This window comes from Streptomyces sp. NPDC007905, from assembly GCF_042959345.1.
Lineage (GTDB): Bacteria > Actinomycetota > Actinomycetes > Streptomycetales > Streptomycetaceae > Streptomyces.
The window spans coordinates 483,737-501,516 of the sequence record NZ_JBIBKS010000003.1 but is presented as its reverse complement, the minus strand read 5'-3'; the positions used below and the strand labels follow the sequence as shown (position 1 = coordinate 501,516).

Below are 17,780 nucleotides of genomic sequence, written 5' to 3'. Positions count from 1 at the left end.
CTGACAATCGCTCTGACCTGGGCAGACGGGACGGGGGCAGGTCTGCCGGCCGTCGTGGGCCCGCGGGCGTGGCGGAGAATGGGCGTATGGCGGGTTCAGCGGAGCGGGCGCGGCACTGGCGGTACGAGGAGCTGCCCGGCGTCGACCTGCTGCGTGCCCGATACATCCACAAGACCTTCGTCCGGCACACCCACGAGAACTTCGTGATCGCGGCCATCGCCGACGGCGTCGAGGTCTTCCACCACCGCGGCTCCGACGTCTCCGTCGGCGCGGGAGCCCTCGCGCTGGTCAATCCGGACACTGCGCACACCGGCCGGGCCGGCGTGCCCGAGGGCTGGCGGTACGGCGCGGTCTATCCGTCGCCTGAGGTGGTGGCCGGGATCGCGGCCGAGACCACCGCTCTGCGCGGAACGCCCGGCTTCGTCAGCCCGGTCCTCGACGATCCGTACACCGTCCGCCTGGTCCACCAGGTGCTCCGTGCCGCCGAGGAAGGCAACGCACTGGCCGCCGACACCCTGCTGCGCGTGGCCGTGACCAGGCTGCTGCGGCTCAACGGCGGGCCGCTGCCGCAACGGCGGACGCGGACGGCCGGGGCGCGGATCGCCGCACGCGCGCGTGCGGTACTGGAAGAGCGGATCGCCGAACCGCCGACCCTGGAGCGCCTCGCCGCCGACCTGGGAACCAGCCCGTTCGCCCTGCTGCGGGCGTTCCGTGACGCCTACGGGATGCCGCCGCACACCTGGCTGACCGACGCCCGGGTGCGGCGCGCGCGACTGCTGCTGGACGCGGGGACGGCACCCGCCGAAGCGGCCGTCGCCGTCGGCTTCACCGACCAGCCGCACCTCAACCGGCACTTCACCCGGATCGTCGGGGTGCCCCCGGGCGCCTATCAACGCGAGCGCAAGAACGTACAAGACCCGGGCTGACGGCCGCCCGTACCGTCCGAGACGTGGCACAACAGACAGCACTCGCGGACATGGCCGCCGACGGCACGCGCAAGCCGGACGCCGCGGTCGTACGGGACGCCCTGGGCGTCGGCGTCGCCGTCGGGCTCTCCGGGTTCGCCTTCGGGGTGACCTCGGCCGGCAGCGGACTGGGGCTCCTCCAGACCTGCGCGCTCAGCCTCCTGGTGTTCACCGGCGCCTCCCAGTTCGCCCTGGTGGGCGCGCTCGCCGCCGGCGGCAACCCGTTCACGGCCGCCGCCGGCGCCTTCTTCCTGGGCGTGCGCAACGCCTTCTACGGGCTGCGCCTTTCGCAGTTGCTGGCCCTCCCGCGCGCGGTGCGGCCGCTGGCCGCCCAGTGGGTGATCGACGAGACCACAGCGGTGACCCTGGCCCAGCCGAGCCGGCGGGCCGCGCGGATCGGCTTCACCGTCACCGGGCTCAGCCTGTACCTGCTGTGGAACCTCACCACGCTGCTCGGCGCGCTGGGCGCGAAGGCCATCGGGGACACCGACGCATGGGGCCTGGACGCGGCCGGCCCCGCCGTCTTCCTGGCCCTGCTCGCCCCGATGCTCAAGACGCCGACCGAACGCGCGGTCGCGGGCCTCGCGGTCCTGCTGGGCCTCGGCCTGCTGCCCGTCCTGCCGGCCGGCGTACCGGTCCTGGTGGCGGCGCTGGCGGCGCCGGCCGCGCTGATCGCCGAAGGCCGGCGCAGCGGTCGCACCCGACATGACATAAAGGATGTAACGAACATGAGGGACAGCTCTGGCGGGCCCGGCGAATCGGAGAAGGGTCGATGAACACCTGGCTCGCGATCGGCGTGACCGCGCTCGGCTGCTACGCCGTCAAGCTCGCCGGACTGCTCGTGCCCGCCGGCGCCGTGGAGCGGCCGTTGGTCCGGCGGCTCGCCGCCCTGCTGCCCGTCGCCCTCCTGGCCGCGCTCACCGCCCAGCAGACGTTCGCCGACGGGCACGCGCTCGTACTGGACGCCAGGGCCGCGGGGCTCGGCGCGGCCGCTGTGGCGCTGGTGCTGCGCGCACCGTTCCTGCTGGTCGTCGCGGCGGCCGTGGTGGTGACGGCGGGGGTGCGGGCGATCGGCGGGTGAGCGCGGCAGGGGTCCGCCCGGCTCAGCCGGGCCGAGCGGGCTCAGCCCACGAAGCGGCCGTACGCCCTGAGGGTGCACAGGGCCTCGATCGTCACCATGGGGCGCGCCTCCAGCGCGGGAACCGGTGCCCACTGGCGCCAGCGGATCGGCCAGCCACCGTCCTGCTGCTGCTCGGCGGCCAGGAAGTCCAGGGAGCGCGCCATCTCCTCGTCCGTGAACCACGCGCGCGCGAGCGACTGCGGGCTCTGCGCGAAGTCGTGCGGGAAGTGGTGCTCGCCGGGGGCGTAGCCGGGGGCGACCGGGTAGTCGTCGAGGCGACCGGGGTCCAGTGCCACCAGCCGCTGCTCGCGCACCAGGCGGCCGAGACGGTCGGCGGCGGCCTCCGCGCGCGGTCGGTCGGGGGCGGAGTCCAGGAAGGCCACGGCGGCCTCCACCTCGTAGGGGTGGGACCTCTCCAGGGACTCCACGGCCTGCCAGCAGAAGTCGGTGGCCCGGAACAGCCAGGCGTGCCAGACCTCGTTGCGGTGCAGCAGGCCCACCACGGGCCCGGTGGCCAGCAGGTCGCTGGGAGGGTCCTCCACGACCGGGACGAACGGCGCCACCGGATACCCGCGCTGGCTGGGATGGATGGCCGGCAGGGCGCCGTCCGCGGTGGAGACGGAGGTCAGATAGCGGCACACACGCTCCACCCGCTGCCCGCCGCAGCGCCCGACGGCGTCCAGCACACGCAGCGCGCGAGCGGTGTGCAGGGGCTGGCTCACGGGGCCGCGCAGATCGGGTTCGAGCGCGTGGCCGTACCCGCCGTCCTCATTGCGATAGGCGTCCAGCGCGGTCTCCACCGGATCGGCCGCGCCGTTCAGGAAGTGGTGAGCGAAGAGCCGCTGCTCCAGCACGCGTGCGGTGAGCCAGACGAACTGTTCGGCGCGGAAGAGCGGGGAGCGCGCCGGGGGCGTAGGGGGGAGTGGGGAAACTCCTGTTTCGGCCATGCGACAGACCGTAGGACGGAAAGCGGTCTCGGCAAGCGGTCCTCCGGCGGGGCCCACCCCCAGGGGCGGGATACTGGAGTCATGCGGTTGACGGTCTTCTGGCAGCGGATGGCGGAACACTTCGGTCCGGGGTACGCCGACACCTTCGCGCGCGATCATGTGATGACGGAGCTCGGCGGGCGCACGGTGAACGAGGCACTGGACGCCGGCTGGGATGCCAGGGACGTGTGGCGCGTGGTCTGCTCGGTCATGGACGTGCCCGGGGAGCGACGCTGACCGGCCGCGAAGATACCGGGCTGGCAGCGGGCTGTCGGTGACGTGGGTGAGACTTGGCCCGTGGCACCCACTGACGACAACGAGCCGGCCGCCCGGCACGCAGCATCCCCGACCGTTACGACGCCGCCCCCCCGGCCCCCGGCCGACGGCGCCGCCGCGCCGGGCGGGCGCCGCATGCCGCGCTGGCTGCCGCGCGCCATGGTGCTCGCGCTCTCGCTCATCGCCGCCTTCCAGCTCGGCAGTTGGGCCTTCCACCAGCTGACCGGACTGCTGATCAACATACTGATCGCGTTCTTCCTCGCCCTCGCCATCGAGCCCGCGGTGAGCTGGATGTCCGCTCACGGCATGCGCAGAGGCGTCGCCACCTTCTTGGTCTTCCTCGGGCTGGCGATCGTCACCGCCGGCTTCATCACGCTGCTCGGCTCGATGCTGGCCGGCCAGATCATCAAGATGGTCGAGGGCTTCCCGGCGTACCTGGACTCCGTCATCCACTGGATCAACCACACCTTCCACACGGACCTCAGGCGCGTGGACGTCCAGGAGGGGCTGCTGCACTCCGGCTGGCTGCGCAAGTACGCGCAGAACAGCGCGGCCGGAGTGCTCGACGTGTCCGCCCAGGTGCTCGGCGGTCTCTTCCAGCTGCTCACCGTCGCGCTGTTCTCGTTCTACTTCGCCGCCGACGGTCCCCGGCTGCGCCGCGCCCTGTGCTCCGTCCTGCCGCCGGCGCGCCAGGCGGAGGTGCTGCGCGCCTGGGAGATCGCCGTCGACAAGACGGGCGGCTACCTCTACTCGCGCGGCCTGATGGCGCTCATCTCCGGGATAGCGCACTACATCCTGCTCCAGGCCCTCGGCGTGCCGTACGCGCCCGTGCTCGGTGTCTGGGTGGGCCTCGTGTCGCAGTTCATCCCGACAATCGGCACCTATCTCGCGGGCGCGCTGCCCATGCTGATCGCGTTCACCGTGAACCCCTGGTACGCGGTGTGGGTGCTGGTCTTCGTCGTGATCTACCAGCAGTTCGAGAACTACATGCTGCAGCCCAAGCTGACCTCGAAGACCGTCGACATCCACCCGGCGGTCGCCTTCGGCTCGGTGATCGCGGGCACCGCGCTGCTGGGCGCGGTCGGCGCGCTGATCGCCATCCCGGCGGTCGCCACGCTGCAGGCCTTCCTGGGGGCCTACGTGAAGCGGTACGCCGTCATGGACGATCCCCGGGTGCAGGGGCACCGCTCGCGGGGCCCGGGCGGCCCTGGGGCGGTCTCGCGCATACGCCGGTTGTGGGCACGGCAGCCCGGTCCGGAGGAGTCCTCCTAGGGACGTGGTGTCCGGGGTCGCTTTCAGTACGTCAGGACCGCCCACACCCCGGCGCCCGCGACGGCCGCCGCGTAACAGCCCGTCGCCACGGCCACGATCCGCCACCGCGTCCGCTCACCCCAGGAGGTGCGGGACAGCAGCAGGGCCAGCAGCGGCAGGACCAGGACCGCGTGCAGGCTCACCCCGTGCAGCGGCTTGAGCGCGGCCGTCGAGTGATAGGCGACCTCCTGGTGGCCGGTCCGCGTCAGTACGACGCCGCGCGCGATCATCGCCGCGCCCGAGGCCAGTGCCACGAGCAGGATCGCGAACCCCGTGCGCACCGCGAGCGGCATGCCGGCGGGGCCCGCCGGCCGGGGCCGGAAGGACGCCACGGCGAAGACGGTGAGCAGCGCCACCAGGACTCCGCCGCCCACCGCGAGCGTCATGGACACCGCCGTGTCGAAGGGGGTCTCCATGTCGAGATGCGAGGCCACCCGGCGCCACGCCTGAAGGGCGACGCCGCCGACCTCCACCACGCAGTTCCGCGGCGAAGACAGCGAGCAGGACGGTGCGCAGCCGCGGCCCCACCCGCAAGTACGACGTGACCCAGGTGATCGCGATCAGGGTCACACCGAAGGAGAGTCCGAAGGTGACGGGCTTGCGCCAGGAGACGGGGCCGTCCCAGGGGCCGCCGTCGACCGCGAACACCAGCAGGTGCGCGAGACCGGAGAGAACGAGGAGCAGACCGGTCACGTGGCACAGGCGCTCGGCGCGGCGCGGATTCTTCATGGGCCCAGGCTCCGGGGAACGCCCCCGTGCGGTCGTCGTCCGGCCGAAGGCACCCGTCGTACGCCGCCGGGAGTAGGCCCCCGGGCGCGGGGAGGGAGAGTTTCCGGTGCCCTGTGGTGCGCTTGACACGGAAATCGAACATCCATTCTTATGGAGGCTCAGGCGAGGCTCTCGACGGGGACTTCAGCATGATTTCGGTTGAGATGTCCCCTGGTTATCCACAGGCCGGGCCGACGTCGGGGCGCATTGTCAGTGGCAGGCGTTAGCGTCTTTGACGTGAAGCGATCGACTCAAGCAAATCGGGTGGAACCCATGGCAGGAACCGACCGCGAGAAGGCGCTCGACGCCGCGCTCGCACAGATTGAACGGCAATTCGGCAAGGGCGCGGTCATGCGCATGGGCGAGCGGTCGAATGAGCCCATCGAGGTCATCCCGACCGGGTCGACCGCACTCGACGTCGCCCTCGGCGTCGGAGGCCTGCCGCGTGGTCGTGTCGTGGAGATCTACGGCCCGGAGTCCTCCGGTAAGACGACCCTGACCCTGCACGCCGTGGCCAACGCCCAGAAGGCCGGCGGCCAGGTCGCCTTCGTGGACGCCGAGCACGCCCTCGACCCCGAGTACGCGCGCAAGCTCGGCGTCGACATCGACAACCTGATCCTCTCCCAGCCGGACAACGGCGAGCAGGCGCTGGAGATCGTGGACATGCTGGTCCGCTCCGGTGCCCTGGACCTGATCGTCATCGACTCCGTCGCCGCGCTCGTCCCGCGCGCGGAGATCGAGGGCGAGATGGGTGACAGCCACGTCGGCCTCCAGGCCCGGCTGATGAGCCAGGCACTGCGGAAGATCACCAGCGCGCTCAACCAGTCCAAGACCACCGCGATCTTCATCAACCAGCTCCGCGAGAAGATCGGCGTGATGTTCGGCTCTCCGGAGACCACGACCGGTGGCCGCGCGCTGAAGTTCTACGCCTCGGTGCGCATCGACATCCGCCGCATCGAGACACTGAAGGACGGCACGGAGGCGGTGGGCAACCGCACCCGCTGCAAGGTCGTCAAGAACAAGGTCGCCCCGCCCTTCAAGCAGGCCGAGTTCGACATCCTCTACGGCCAGGGCATCAGCCGCGAGGGCGGTCTGATCGACATGGGCGTGGAGCACGGCTTCGTCCGCAAGGCCGGCGCCTGGTACACGTACGAGGGCGACCAGCTCGGCCAGGGCAAGGAGAACGCGCGCAACTTCCTCAAGGACAACCCCGACCTGGCCAACGAGATCGAGAAGAAGATCAAGGAGAAGCTGGGCGTGGGTGTCCGGCCGGAGGAGCCCGCCGCCGAGCCGGGCGCGGACGCTGCGGTCGCCACCGCGGCCGACGACGCCGCCAAGACGGCGCCCGCGGCCGCCAAGGCGACCAAGCCCAAGGCTGCCGCAGCCAAGAGCTGACCGTGACACGACGAACCGACTGGGCCGAGCACGAGTACGCCACCCCCGGTGCCCCACGGGGGAGGGGTGCCGGGGGCTACCCGGGCGCCGCCACGGCCGGCGACGACGGTCACGGGGGCGACGGGCACGGCGACGGCGTCACGCATCCGGGCGACGAGCCTCACGGGGAAGGCTCGCCCGGCCGCGGCCGGGGTGCCGCCGGACCGCGCGGCGGCCGGCGACGCGGGCGCCGGAGGGGCGGCTTCGGAGAGCCGTCCGGTGAGGGCGAAGGCGCCCCTTCCTCGTCGAGGGCCGAGCGGGGGGAGTCTTCAGGGGACCCGGCTGAGCGGGCGCGGGCGATCTGTCTGCGTCTGCTCACCGGGACCCCGCGCACCCGCAAGCAGCTCGCGGACGCCTTGTGCAAGCGGGACATCCCCGAGGACGTGGCCGACGAGGTGCTGTCCCGGTTCGAGGAGGTCGGACTCATCGACGACGGCGCGTTCGCGGATGCCTGGGTGGAGTCCCGGCACCACGGCCGGGGGCTCGCCCGTCGCGCACTGGCCCAGGAACTGCGCACCAAGGGCGTCGACTCCACCCTGATCGACGAGGCCGTCGCGCAGCTCGACTCCGAGCAGGAGGAGGCGACCGCCCGCGAACTGGTCGCCCGCAAGCTGCGGGCCACCCGTGGCCTCGACCGAGACAAGCGGCTCCGGCGCCTCGCCGGCATGCTCGCCCGCAAGGGCTACCCCGAGGGCCTGGCCCTCCGCGTCGTCCGGCAGGCCCTGGAGCAAGAGGGCGAGGACACGGAGTTCCTCGAGGGCGAGGGCCTCTGACGGCCGGGCGCCCGGCCCGGAGCGACCGCCCGGCCGATGCCTCCCTGTGGTCCGGGACAGTGGCTCACCGTCACGGGACCGGTGGCTCACAGGCGTCGGGCGGCTCGAGGTTTGACATGGGCATGCTGTGCGAGCGGGAGTAGGTCGGGTTAACCCCCCCCCGCTCAGGACGGCGGCCCACCGCAGTGCTTTCGGACCCCTGCGCGGGCGACGGTGTACCCACGCCCCGGAACACGGCCCACGCCTGGGCCGGCAGGCGCACGGACTCCGAGACGCACCACAGAAGAGAGCCCGCCCCGATGATGCTGCGATACGCCTTCCAGACCGTCCGCGCCCGCAAGGCGGGCTTCCTCGGCGCCTTCCTCGCCCTGATGTGCGCGGCCGCCCTGATCACCGCCTGCGGCACCCTCCTCGAGACCGGCCTGCGCGGCATGATCCGCACCGAGCGCTATGCCGCCGCTCCCGTCGTGGTCTCCGCCGACCAGTACGTCCACCACACCACCGTGAAGCACAAGAAGGGCAAGACCAAGGTCAAGCACAAGGCGAAGCCCATCGCTGAACGCGCCTGGCTCTCCGCCGACTTGGGAGCAACCCTCGCCCGCACCCCCGGCGTCGCCCGTGTCGTTCCCGAACTGACCTTCCTCGCGCAGCCCCTGACCCCGGTTGGCACCGGCGGCCGTACCGCCTACGGGCACGCCTGGGACTCCGCCGCGCTGACGCCCTACCGGCTGACCGAGGGCAGCGCACCCAGGGCCGCCGGTGACCTCGTCATCGACCACGACCTCGCCGCACGCGCCCGTCTCCGGCCCGGCGACCGCCTCACGGTGCAGTCCACGCGGTCCCCGCGCGCCTACCGCATCACCGGTGTCGCCACACCGGCCACGCCCGTACCCCACCAGACGTCCCTGTTCTTCTCCACCGCCGAGGCCCGGCGGCTGGCCGCGCATCCGGGGCAGGTCACCACGTTCGGCGTGCTCCCGGCCGAGGGCGCCGACCAGGAGACGGTGCGGCAGGCCGTGGTGCGGGCGCTGCACGGCACCACCGCGCAGGTCAGCACCGGCGCCGCCCGCGGCCCCGTGGAGTTCCTGGACGCGGCAGCGGCCCGGACCCGGCTGGTCGGCATGGGCGGCGCGATGGGCGGTACCTCGCTGCTGGTGGCGGTACTCGTGGTCGTCGGCACCTTCGCGCTCACCGTCCAGCAGCGCCACCGCGAACTCGCCCTGCTCCGAGCCATCGCCGCCACGCCCGGACAGATCCGCACGCTGCTGGGCCGGGAGGCACTGATCATCGGAACGGCGGCGGGCACCGCCGGTGCGTTGCTCGGGCTGCCGCTGGGTGGCTGGCTGCACTCCAGGTTCGTCGCCCTGGGCGCCGTTCCCGTCACGCTCCAGCACACCGTCAGCGTCTTCCCGCCGCTCGCCGCCCTCGCCGCCACCCTGCTCGGCGCCTGGACGGCAGCCCGGATCGCCTCCCGCAGGATCGCCGGGATCCGCCCGGCGGAAGCCCTGGCGGAATCCAGGACCGAGCGCGCCCGTCCGGCCCGGGGGCGTATCGCCGCCGGTCTGCTGCTCCTCGCCGGTGGGATCGTCCTCGTCGCCGTCCTCACCTCCCTGCGTACCGAGCCCGCTTCGACCCCCGTGACCTACCTCGCCGTCGTCGTCCTGTCCACCTCCGTCGCCCTGCTCGGCCCGCTGCTGGTCAAGGCGGCCGCGCTGCTGCTCGCCGGTCCACTGCGGCTCACCGGTCACGGCGGCCGCCTCGCCACCGCCACCTGCGCGGCAACGCCACCCGGATGGCCTCAGTCGTCACCCCCCTCACCCTGCTCATCGGCATGACCTGCACCGTGCTGTTCGTGCAGTCGACCCTCGGCGACGCCGCCCGGGCGCAGGCGCGCGCGGGTGTGACCGCCGACTGGGTCGTCGCCGCCCAGGGGCCTGGCGTCCCCGGTGAGGCCGCACGGCGGCTGCGTGACCAGCACGACACCGCTACCGAAGTGGTCCGCACGACCGTTCGTATCGGCCTCGACACATACTCCGCCCAGGGCGTCACCCCGGCCGGTCTGACCCGTACCTGGGACCCGAAGGTCACCGCGGGCTCCCTCGGCGGTCTCGCCCCCGGCGCCGTCGCCGTCAGTGAACTGGCCGCGGACCAGCACCACTTGAAGCTCGGAAGCACCCTGAAACTCACGCTCGGCGACGGCACGCCCGCCACGCTCACCGTCGCCGCCGTCTACGCCCGGGGTCTCGGCTTCGGCGACCTCACCCTCGCCCACGACCTCGTGGCCCACCACGTCGACAACCCGCTCGCCTCCTCCGTCCTCGTCAGCACGACCCGTACAAAGACACAACTCCTGACTACGCTGCGTGAGTTCCCAGGTCTGCAGATTCTTTCGCCGACTGCCGCGGACTCCCTCCAGGCCGACCGGCAGCAGGCGAACGCGGAGGTCAACTACCTGGCCATGGGGCTCGTCCTGGCCTTCACCGCCATCGCGGCCGTCAACACGCTCGCCATGTCGGTCGCTGAGCGTGTCCGGGAGTTCGCCCTGCTCCGCCTTGCCGGAGCGACCCGCCGCCAGGTGCTGCGCGTGCTGCGCACCGAGGTGCTGGCCGTGCTGCTCCTCGCCACCGCACTCGGCAGCGGCATCACCCTCGCCGTACTCACCGCGTTCAGCCTGGGCATGACCGGTCGCGCCGCCCCCACGGTCGCACCCCTGCTCTACGTCACGGTGTTGGCGGTCGCCGCCCTCCTCGCGCTCGTGTCCAGCGCCCTTCCGGGGCGCGCGGCGCTCCGGGTGCGGGCGGTGACGGTGGCCACGGCGAAGGAGTAGGACCGCCGACGAAGAACCACCGCCTCCCGCTGAGTCCCCGTCAGTCCTTCACCGGCTCCACCGGCAGTCCGGCTGCCCGCCACGCCTGGAAGCCGCCCACCAGGTCGGTCGCGCGGTGCAGGCCCAGTTGGTGGAGGGAGGCGGCGGCCAGGCTGGAGGCGTAGCCCTCGTTGCAGATGACGACGACGCGCAGATCGTGGCCGGAGGCCTCGGGGACTCGGTGGCTGCCCTGGGGGTCGAGACGCCACTCCAGTTCGTTGCGCTCGATGACGAGGGCGCCGGGGATCAGCCCGTCCCGCTCGCGCAGGGCCGCGTACCGGATGTCGACCAGCAGGGCCTCACCGGTGCGCGCCGCCTCGTGTGCCTGCTGTGCCTCGATGCGCCGGTAGCCCGCGCGGACCCGCTCCAGCAGGTCGTCGATGCCGATCGGCCGTGTGTTCGTGCCGCTCACTGCCAGTCCTCCGGGCGCTCGACCTGCTCCAGGTGCAGGACCTGGCCCGAGCGACTGTAGCGACGGATCCGCGGCAACGGCGGATAGTAGGCGTGGACGGAGACCGCGTGGCGGTCGCGGGACTCGTTGAGCACCTCGTGCACATGGTGACGGCCGAAGGCACGGCCCTGTCCGGCGGGCAGCCGGCGCTCGCGGTCCACGCCCTCGGCGAGTTCCAGGGTCTTCCAGCCGTCGGTGGGCAACCGGGCCGCCAGCGAGTACTCCGTGAGTTCACCCGACGCCGTGAGGAAGGCGCCGACCGAGTCGGCGTGGTCGTGCCAGCCGGTGCCGGTGCCGGGCGGCCAGCCGATCAGCCAGGCCTCGCTGCCGCCGGGGCCCTCCAGCCGCACCCAGGTGCGGCCCTCGGGGTCGAGCGGGAGCGAGGCGATCAGCTCGGTGTCGGCGGCCGTGCGCCGCAGGAAGTCGAGGAGGTCCGCCTGGGTCGGCGCCGAGCCGGCGGCACCGGTGTCGGCAGCAGGGGACGCAGAGGGAGAGACAGACACGTGCACCGTCCTGAAGGGGTTCGCCGAACGGGCGCACGGCGGCGCCCGGAAAGGAAGGAAGGGAGCGAATTCAGCAGGACGGGCGACACACGCAGCCCGCATAGCGGACGAGGTCCATATGGACCCTCCGCCACAGGCGCACACAGGTGTCGGTCACGATCCGGAGTACAGCACGGTGCCGCACTCCGGTCAATTCACCTTCACCATGTGGACGGAGGGTGACGGGGCCCACGGTCAGCGCGCGCCGGAGCCGGCCTCCGCCTCCTTCACGGCGCCGCCCACGGTCGCCTCCGCCGCCGCGTACAGATCGGCCGGACGCACCCCGCTCAGCGCGGTGACCAGGTGGCCGTCGGGGCGCACGAGCAGCACGCTGTGCGCCGGCGCACCCGGGTACTCCTCGGCGACCAGCAGCTCGGCCGGGTGCGGAAGCGCCGTCACGGCGGCCGCGAGCCGGGGCATGACCCCGGCGGACACCCAGTGCTTGCGGTCCCACACGCCCGTGCCCGGCGCGATCAGTACGACGAGGAGGGACCCCCGGCCCAGCCGGTCGCGCAGTTTTACGAAGGAACCGTCCTCCGCTGTGACCCGGACATCGGTGACCGGTGCGCCGGGCAGGGTCTCGACCGGGATCTCGCCCTCCAGGTGCCGGGGTGCGAGTGGCGAGTCGGTGTACGCCCCCGGCGCACCCACCGTGCCGCGTCCCAGGTGACCGTCCGTGAGCAGCGCCTCGTGGCCCCGGGTCGCGCCGGGGACGATGTGGCGCAGCGCGCCCGAGCCCCGGAGCACCGGCAGCACCTGGTCGGCGGCGCGCAGCCGGGCGGCGACCACCGCGCGCCGCTCGGTCTGGTAACTGTCGAGCAGTGCCTCGTGGTGCCCGTGGTGCCAGGCCGAGGCCAGCTTCCAGGCCAGGTTGTCGGCGTCCCTGAGGCCCTCGTCGAGGCCCTGGGTGCCGAGCGCGCCGAGCAGGTGGGCCGCGTCCCCGGCGAGGAAGACCCGGCCGGCGCGCCAGCGCCGGGCCAGCCGGTGGTGCACCGTGTGGACACCGGTGTCGAGGAGGTCGTACGCCGGTGTGGAGCCGTCCGTCCAGCCCGCGAGGGTCTCGCGGATCCGGGCCACCAGGATGTCGGGCGTGACCAGGTCCTTGCCCGGTGGCAGCAGCCAGTCCAGACGCCACACGCCGTCCGGGAGGGGGCGGGCGGTCACCTCCCCGGCCGAGGGCCCGGACGACCGCCACGGCGGCATCCGATGGAGCAACGCACGGCCCTCCCACGGAAGTTCCGCGCGCAGTGCGGCGACCGCGTGCCGCTCCACCGCCGTACGGCCCGGGAAGCGGATGTCCTGCAGCTTGCGCACGGTCGAGCGCGGACCGTCGCAGCCCACCAGGTAACTGCCACGCCACCAGGTGCCCTTGGGGCCACGGGTGTGCGCGGTGATGCCGGAACGCTCCTGCTCGATCGCGTCGAGCCGGCTGTCCACGGTGATCCTGACCAGTGGCTCGTCCGCCACGGCCGCGCGCAGGGCACCCGTGAGGACGTGCTGGGCGATGTGCAGCGGGCCGGGATCGCCCTCGTCGAAGGTGATCTCGCTCATCACCTGCTTGCGCCGCACCGACCGCCATCCGGTCCATCGCACGCCGTGGTCACCGAGCGCGACTCCGGTCAGCCGCTCCACGAGGGCGGCCGTGTCCTCGCGCAGCACGGCGGTGCGGGCCGGGCGTGGTTCGTCCTTGCCGGGCCCCTCGTCCAGGACGACGGACGGCACCTCCTGACGGGCCAGCGCCAGGGCGAGCGTGAGCCCGACGGGCCCCGCTCCGACGACGATCACCGGGTCCACGACGCGGTGCCCCCTGCCCGCAGCGGTGTCCTGACGGTCGCAGGTGAACAGGAAGGTGAAGCGGGGTGCACGATCACAGAACGTATGCAACCCATTGGCGGAGTTTGCGTCAAGCGACCGGAGGCAGTGGCGATCATGCCACTGCCTCCGGATGACGCAGTCGGGTTTGATCCGGCGTCAGGCCGCGATTCCCGTCCCTGCAGCGCCGGCGATGTTCACTGTGTCGTCGACGCCGAGCACCGCGCCGGTCGACTTCTTCCGCTGCCGCAGCCGTCGCTCCAGCCAGCTCGCGAACGTGGTCAGCGAGAAGTTGATGACCACGTAGATCACCGCGATGATCGTGAAGGAGGCGATGGTGTTGGCGCCGTAGTAGCCGCTCATCGTGTTGGCCGAGGAGAGGAGTTCGGGGAAGGTCAGGACCGCGCCGCCGAGCGCCGTGTCCTTCACGATGACGACCAGCTGGCTGACGATCGCCGGCAGCATGGCGGTGACCGACTGCGGCAGCAGGATGAGCCGCATGACCTGGTTCTTGCGCAGGCCGATCGCCATGGCCGCCTCGGACTGGCCCTTCGGCAGCGCGAGGATGCCCGCGCGGACGATCTCCGCGAGCACGGACGCGTTGTACAGCACCAGGCCGGTGACGACCGCGTACAGGGGACGGTCGTCCGAACTGACGTCGGTGTACGCGGCGAACAGGGCGAGCCCGAAGATCATCAGGACCAGCACCGGGATCGCCCGGAAGAACTCCACCACCGTCGCGACCGGAACACGCACCCACACGTGGTCCGAGAGCCGGGCGATGCCGAGCACCGCGCCGAGCGGGAGGGCGATGACCATGGCCAGGGCCGCGGCCTTCAGGGTGTTCTGCAGACCGGGCCAGATGTACGTCGAGTAGGCCTCGGTGCCGCTGAAGAACGGCTTCCAGAGGACCCACTCCAGCTGGCCCTTGTCGTCGAGACCCTTGTACACCCACCACAGGACGGCCGCGAGGACGACGAGGAAGCCCGCCGTGTACAGGATGTTGCGCCGCTTGGCCCGCGGGCCCTGGGCGTCGTACAGGACCGAACTCATCGCTTCACCGCCACCTTCTTGCCCACCCAGCCGAGGATCAGACCGGTCGGGAGCGTCAGACAGCAGAATCCGAAGGCGATGACGGCGGAGATCAGCAGTAGCTGTGCCTCGTTCTCCACCATCTTCTTCATCAGGAGTGCCGCTTCCGCCACGCCGATCGCGGCCGCCACGGTGGTGTTCTTCGTCAACGCGATCAGCACGTTGGTCAGCGGCCCCACGGCCGCACGGAAGGCCTGCGGCAGTACGACCAGGGCCAGGACCTGCGTGAAGCTCAGGCCGATGGCGCGGGCCGCCTCGGCCTGCCCGACCGGCACCGTGTTGATGCCGGATCGGATCGCCTCACAGACGAAGGCCGACGTGTAGACGGCCAGTCCGAGCACAGCCAGCCGGAAGTTGGACGTGTCGACCTGGTCCGACCCCAGGGTGATGCGCAGCGTGTCCTTCAGGCCGAGCGAGGCGAAGAGGATGATCACCGTGAGCGGGATGTTCCGCACGATGTTCACGTAGGCGGTGCCGAAACCGCGCATCAGCGGCACCGGGCCCACCCGCATGGCGGCCAGCAGAGTGCCCCAGACCAGGGAGCCCGCGGCCGACAGCAGCGTCAGCTGCACTGTCGTCCAGAAGGCTCCCAGCACGTCGTACTTGTCAAGAAAGTCGAACACGATCTCCCGTGCTTCCGCGTGTAGGGACGCCCGGGTGCGCCGCCCTCACGGACGGCGCACCCGCCGGGCCTCAGCTCTTGATGTCGCCGATCTTCGGGGCGGGCTCGTTCTTGTAGCCGGCCGGGCCGAAGTTCTTGTCCACGGCCTTCTGCCACGAACCGTCGGAGACCATCGACTCGAGGGCCTTGTTGATCTTGGCCTTCAGGTCGCTGCCCTTCTTGACGCCGATGCCGTAGTTCTCATTGGTCATCTTCAGGCCGCCAAGCTTGAACTTGCCCTTGAACTGGGCCTGGGCGGCGTAACCGGCGAGGATCGAGTCGTCCGTGGTCAGCGCGTCGATCGCCTTGCTCTGCAGACCGGTCAGGCACGCCGAGTACGTCGGGTACTGCTGCAGCTGCGCCTTGGGGGCCAGCTTGTCCTTGACGTTCTGGGCCGACGTCGAGCCGGTCACCGAACACAGCTTCTTCTTGTTCAGGTCGCCGGCCGACTTGATGGAGCTGTCGTCCGCGCGGATCAGCACGTCCTGGTGGGCCAGCAGGTACGGGCCGGCGAAGTCGACCTTCTGCTGACGCTCCGGGGTGATCGAGTAGGACGCGGCGATGAAGTCGACGTCACCGCGCTGCAGCATGGTCTCGCGGTCGGCGCTCTTCGACTCCTTCCACTCGATCTGGTCGGCGCTGTAACCGAGCTTCTTGGCGACGTAGGTGGCCACGTCGACGTCGAAGCCGGAGTAGCCCTGCGGGGTCTTCTGGCCGATGCCGGGCTGGTCGAACTTGATGCCGACGGTGATCTTTTTGCCACCGCCGGAGGAGCCGCCGTCGTCCTTCTTGTCGCCGCCGCACGCGGTCGCGGACACGGCAAGGGCGAGCACGACGGCCGAGGCGGCGGTGACCTTGCGGAGCTTCATGATGAACATCCTTTGCGTGGTGAAGGAACGAGGGCCGTGAGGGACGGGTGGCCCCGGGGCGGCCGGGGCGCCGGGCTCGGTGCCGTCAGTGGTGCAGGATCTTCGACAGGAAGTCCTTGGCCCGGTCGCTGCGCGGATTGCTGAAGAACTGGTCGGGCGAGGCCTGCTCGACGATGCGGCCGTCGGCCATGAAGACGACCCGGTTCGCGGCCGAACGCGCGAAGCCCATCTCGTGGGTGACGACGATCATGGTCATGCCCTCGCGGGCGAGCTGCTGCATGACCTCCAGGACCTCGTTGATCATCTCGGGATCCAGCGCCGAGGTCGGCTCGTCGAAGAGCATGACCTTCGGGCCCATCGCCAGCGCCCGGGCGATGGCGACACGCTGCTGCTGACCACCGGACAGCTGCGCGGGGTACTTGTCGGCCTGGGTGCCGACGCCGACGCGGTCGAGCAGCGCCCGCGCCTTCTCCTCGGCCTGCTTCTTGTCCGTCCTGCGGACCTTGAGCTGGCCCAGCATCACGTTCTCGAGCACGGTCTTGTGCGCGAAGAGGTTGAAGGACTGGAAGACCATCCCGACGTCGGCGCGCAGCCTGGCCAGCTCCTTGCCCTCGTGGGGCAGCGCCTTGCCGTCGATCGTGATGGCGCCCGAGTCGATGGTCTCCAGGCGGTTGATGGTGCGGCACAGGGTCGACTTGCCGGACCCGGAGGGTCCGATGACCACGACGACCTCACCGCGGGAGATCGTCAGGTCGATGTCCTGGAGCACGTGCAACGCGCCGAAGTGCTTGTTGACGCTCTTCAGGACGACCAGTTCGCCGGACGCGGCCACGTCTTCCTTGGCCACCGATACTTTGGTCATCGCTCTCGGGCTCCGTCCTCCTCGGTTTCGGTGGACAGTAGTGATGGCCGGTGACCAGCGTCATCACATCTGAGGGGAATCTGAGCATCACGATCCGATAGCAAACCGACACGTGTCGTAGCACTTGGCCCAGCGCGCGTATCGGCCGGGTAACGGAAGCCGCAGGCAACCGGAACCCGCTTGACGCCGTCCTTATCCATCGGCGTCACTGCCATGGTGCACGCGCGCGTGCACGTGAGGTAACAAGCAAGCGAACGAGAACCAAGACCGCACGACCACGCTGAACCGGAGGGGGCCGGGATGAGACTGCTGCTCGTCGAGGACGACAACCACGTCGCCGCCGCACTGTCCGCGGTCCTCGCGCGGCACGGCTTCGACGTCACCCACGCCCGCAGCGGCGAGGAGGCCCTCCAGGCGCTCGTCCCCGAGGGCGCCGGATTCGGTGTGGTCCTGCTCGACCTGGGCCTGCCCGACCAGGACGGCTACGAGGTCTGCGGCAAGATCCGCAAGCGCACCAGCACCCCCGTGATCATGGTCACCGCGCGCTCCGACGTCCGCTCCCGCATCCACGGACTCAACCTGGGCGCCGACGACTACGTGGTGAAGCCGTACGACACCGGGGAACTGCTCGCCCGGATCCACGCCGTCAGCCGGCGCACCGCCCACGAGGACGCGGCAGCGGGCGCCGAGACCGCGCTGCGGCTCGGCGCCGTGCACATCGAACTGCCGACCCGCCAGGTCAGCGTGGACGGTTCGGTCGTCCAACTGACCCGCAAGGAGTTCGACCTGCTCGCGCTGCTCGCCCAGCGCCCCGGGGTCGTCTTCCGGCGGGAGCAGATCATCAGTGAGGTGTGGCGCACCAGCTGGGAGGGCACGGGCCGCACCCTGGAAGTGCACGTCGCCTCCCTGCGCGCCAAGCTGCGCATGCCCGCGCTGATCGAGACCGTACGGGGCGTCGGCTACCGGCTCGTCGCCCCGGCCGCGTAGCGGGG

The 17,780-nt window shown here is 71.4% G+C and carries 17 protein-coding genes and 2 pseudogenes; 9 read left to right on the top strand and 10 right to left on the bottom strand.

From position 1 onward, the window contains the following. The first annotated feature begins 86 nt into the window (after positions 1 to 86). From ACFZDC_RS08625 to ACFZDC_RS08615, 3 genes are read left to right on the top strand one after another with little or no spacing between them, the layout of a single operon-like run. Positions 87 to 926: an AraC family ligand binding domain-containing protein gene (locus tag ACFZDC_RS08625; RefSeq protein ID WP_391321515.1), complete on the top strand. Its 840-nt coding sequence runs from the start codon at positions 87 to 89 to the stop codon at positions 924 to 926. A 23-nt stretch (positions 927 to 949) separates the two neighbouring features. Beyond that, entirely contained in the window at positions 950 to 1,741 is a 792-nt protein-coding gene (locus ACFZDC_RS08620) for an AzlC family ABC transporter permease (RefSeq protein WP_391321512.1), read from the top strand. After that, complete coding sequence (locus ACFZDC_RS08615) at positions 1,738 to 2,046, top strand: AzlD domain-containing protein (RefSeq protein ID WP_391321510.1); 309 nt, start codon at positions 1,738 to 1,740, stop codon at positions 2,044 to 2,046. Before ACFZDC_RS08620 ends, ACFZDC_RS08615 begins: the two co-directional genes overlap by 4 nt. Before the next feature lie 41 nt (positions 2,047 to 2,087). On the opposite strand, the gene ACFZDC_RS08610 is transcribed toward ACFZDC_RS08615, so the two are convergent. Then, a complete protein-coding gene (locus ACFZDC_RS08610; RefSeq protein ID WP_391321508.1) occupies positions 2,088 to 3,032 on the bottom strand; it encodes a hypothetical protein in 945 nt (314 codons plus the stop codon). 81 nt (positions 3,033 to 3,113) lie between these two features. Here ACFZDC_RS08610 and ACFZDC_RS08605 point away from each other — a divergent pair, with 81 nt between their 5' ends. Continuing rightward, complete coding sequence (locus ACFZDC_RS08605; protein ID WP_391321506.1) at positions 3,114 to 3,308, top strand: DUF3046 domain-containing protein; 195 nt, start codon at positions 3,114 to 3,116, stop codon at positions 3,306 to 3,308. Between the two features lie 60 nt (positions 3,309 to 3,368). Further along, the gene (locus tag ACFZDC_RS08600; protein ID WP_391321504.1) at positions 3,369 to 4,619 is read left to right on the top strand and encodes an AI-2E family transporter; all 1,251 of its coding nucleotides are present in this window, start codon (positions 3,369 to 3,371) and stop codon (positions 4,617 to 4,619) included. Positions 4,620 to 4,642: 23 nt separating this feature from the next. On the opposite strand, the pseudogene ACFZDC_RS08595 reads toward ACFZDC_RS08600, so the two are convergent. Then, a pseudogene (locus tag ACFZDC_RS08595) lies at positions 4,643 to 5,387 on the bottom strand (hypothetical protein). A 312-nt stretch (positions 5,388 to 5,699) separates the two neighbouring features. Here ACFZDC_RS08595 and recA point away from each other — a divergent pair. The 3 genes and pseudogenes from recA to ACFZDC_RS08580 all read left to right on the top strand — a co-directional run bounded on the left by recA (position 5,700) and on the right by ACFZDC_RS08580 (position 10,460). Then, positions 5,700 to 6,821, top strand: coding sequence for a recombinase RecA (gene recA / locus ACFZDC_RS08590; protein WP_391321502.1), 1,122 nt, complete (start codon positions 5,700 to 5,702; stop codon positions 6,819 to 6,821). Between the two features lie 2 nt (positions 6,822 to 6,823). Beyond that, a complete protein-coding gene (gene recX / locus ACFZDC_RS08585; RefSeq protein ID WP_391321500.1) occupies positions 6,824 to 7,633 on the top strand; it encodes a recombination regulator RecX in 810 nt (269 codons plus the stop codon). 299 nt (positions 7,634 to 7,932) lie between these two features. Beyond that, positions 7,933 to 10,460 (top strand): annotated as a pseudogene (locus tag ACFZDC_RS08580) (ABC transporter permease). A gap of 40 nt (positions 10,461 to 10,500) precedes the next feature. Here ACFZDC_RS08580 and ACFZDC_RS08575 read toward each other — a convergent pair. The 8 genes from ACFZDC_RS08575 to ACFZDC_RS08540 all read right to left on the bottom strand — a co-directional run bounded on the left by ACFZDC_RS08575 (position 10,501) and on the right by ACFZDC_RS08540 (position 16,788). Then, on the bottom strand, positions 10,501 to 10,911 hold the full coding sequence (locus ACFZDC_RS08575) for a rhodanese-like domain-containing protein (RefSeq protein ID WP_391321498.1): 411 nt from the start codon (positions 10,909 to 10,911) through the stop codon (positions 10,501 to 10,503). After that, positions 10,908 to 11,453: a cysteine dioxygenase gene (locus ACFZDC_RS08570; protein WP_391321496.1), complete on the bottom strand. Its 546-nt coding sequence runs from the start codon at positions 11,451 to 11,453 to the stop codon at positions 10,908 to 10,910. The genes ACFZDC_RS08575 and ACFZDC_RS08570 overlap by 4 nt, the downstream gene beginning before the upstream one ends. A 70-nt stretch (positions 11,454 to 11,523) precedes the next feature. Then, the gene (locus ACFZDC_RS08565) at positions 11,524 to 11,595 is read right to left on the bottom strand and encodes a putative leader peptide (protein WP_309544753.1); all 72 of its coding nucleotides are present in this window, start codon (positions 11,593 to 11,595) and stop codon (positions 11,524 to 11,526) included. Between the two features lie 92 nt (positions 11,596 to 11,687). Then, the gene (locus ACFZDC_RS08560; RefSeq protein ID WP_391321494.1) at positions 11,688 to 13,286 is read right to left on the bottom strand and encodes an FAD-dependent monooxygenase; all 1,599 of its coding nucleotides are present in this window, start codon (positions 13,284 to 13,286) and stop codon (positions 11,688 to 11,690) included. A gap of 177 nt (positions 13,287 to 13,463) precedes the next feature. Beyond that, positions 13,464 to 14,357: an ABC transporter permease subunit gene (locus ACFZDC_RS08555; protein WP_391321492.1), complete on the bottom strand. Its 894-nt coding sequence runs from the start codon at positions 14,355 to 14,357 to the stop codon at positions 13,464 to 13,466. Beyond that, complete coding sequence (locus ACFZDC_RS08550) at positions 14,354 to 15,019, bottom strand: ABC transporter permease subunit (RefSeq protein WP_391321490.1); 666 nt, start codon at positions 15,017 to 15,019, stop codon at positions 14,354 to 14,356. Before ACFZDC_RS08550 ends, ACFZDC_RS08555 begins: the two co-directional genes overlap by 4 nt. Positions 15,020 to 15,089: 70 nt before the next feature. Then, complete coding sequence (locus ACFZDC_RS08545; RefSeq protein ID WP_391321488.1) at positions 15,090 to 15,926, bottom strand: transporter substrate-binding domain-containing protein; 837 nt, start codon at positions 15,924 to 15,926, stop codon at positions 15,090 to 15,092. A gap of 85 nt (positions 15,927 to 16,011) precedes the next feature. Continuing rightward, positions 16,012 to 16,788: an ATP-binding cassette domain-containing protein gene (locus ACFZDC_RS08540; protein WP_391321486.1), complete on the bottom strand. Its 777-nt coding sequence runs from the start codon at positions 16,786 to 16,788 to the stop codon at positions 16,012 to 16,014. Positions 16,789 to 17,088: 300 nt separating this feature from the next. On the opposite strand from ACFZDC_RS08540, the gene ACFZDC_RS08535 reads away from it, so the two are divergent. Beyond that, entirely contained in the window at positions 17,089 to 17,775 is a 687-nt protein-coding gene (locus ACFZDC_RS08535) for a response regulator (RefSeq protein WP_391321484.1), read from the top strand. The last annotated feature ends 5 nt before the right edge of the window (positions 17,776 to 17,780 follow it).

Coding starts and splice junctions, on each gene's coding strand:
- ACFZDC_RS08625 (WP_391321515.1), top strand. CDS start 87: ATGGCGGGTTCAGCGGAGCGGGCGCGGCACTGGCGGTACGAGGAGCTG.
- ACFZDC_RS08615 (WP_391321510.1), top strand. CDS start 1,738: ATGAACACCTGGCTCGCGATCGGCGTGACCGCGCTCGGCTGCTACGCC.
- ACFZDC_RS08610 (WP_391321508.1), bottom strand. CDS start 3,032: ATGGCCGAAACAGGAGTTTCCCCACTCCCCCCTACGCCCCCGGCGCGC.
- ACFZDC_RS08605 (WP_391321506.1), top strand. CDS start 3,114: ATGCGGTTGACGGTCTTCTGGCAGCGGATGGCGGAACACTTCGGTCCG.
- recA (WP_391321502.1), top strand. CDS start 5,700: ATGGCAGGAACCGACCGCGAGAAGGCGCTCGACGCCGCGCTCGCACAG.
- ACFZDC_RS08555 (WP_391321492.1), bottom strand. CDS start 14,357: ATGAGTTCGGTCCTGTACGACGCCCAGGGCCCGCGGGCCAAGCGGCGC.
- ACFZDC_RS08545 (WP_391321488.1), bottom strand. CDS start 15,926: ATGAAGCTCCGCAAGGTCACCGCCGCCTCGGCCGTCGTGCTCGCCCTT.
- ACFZDC_RS08540 (WP_391321486.1), bottom strand. CDS start 16,788: ATGACCAAAGTATCGGTGGCCAAGGAAGACGTGGCCGCGTCCGGCGAA.
- ACFZDC_RS08535 (WP_391321484.1), top strand. CDS start 17,089: ATGAGACTGCTGCTCGTCGAGGACGACAACCACGTCGCCGCCGCACTG.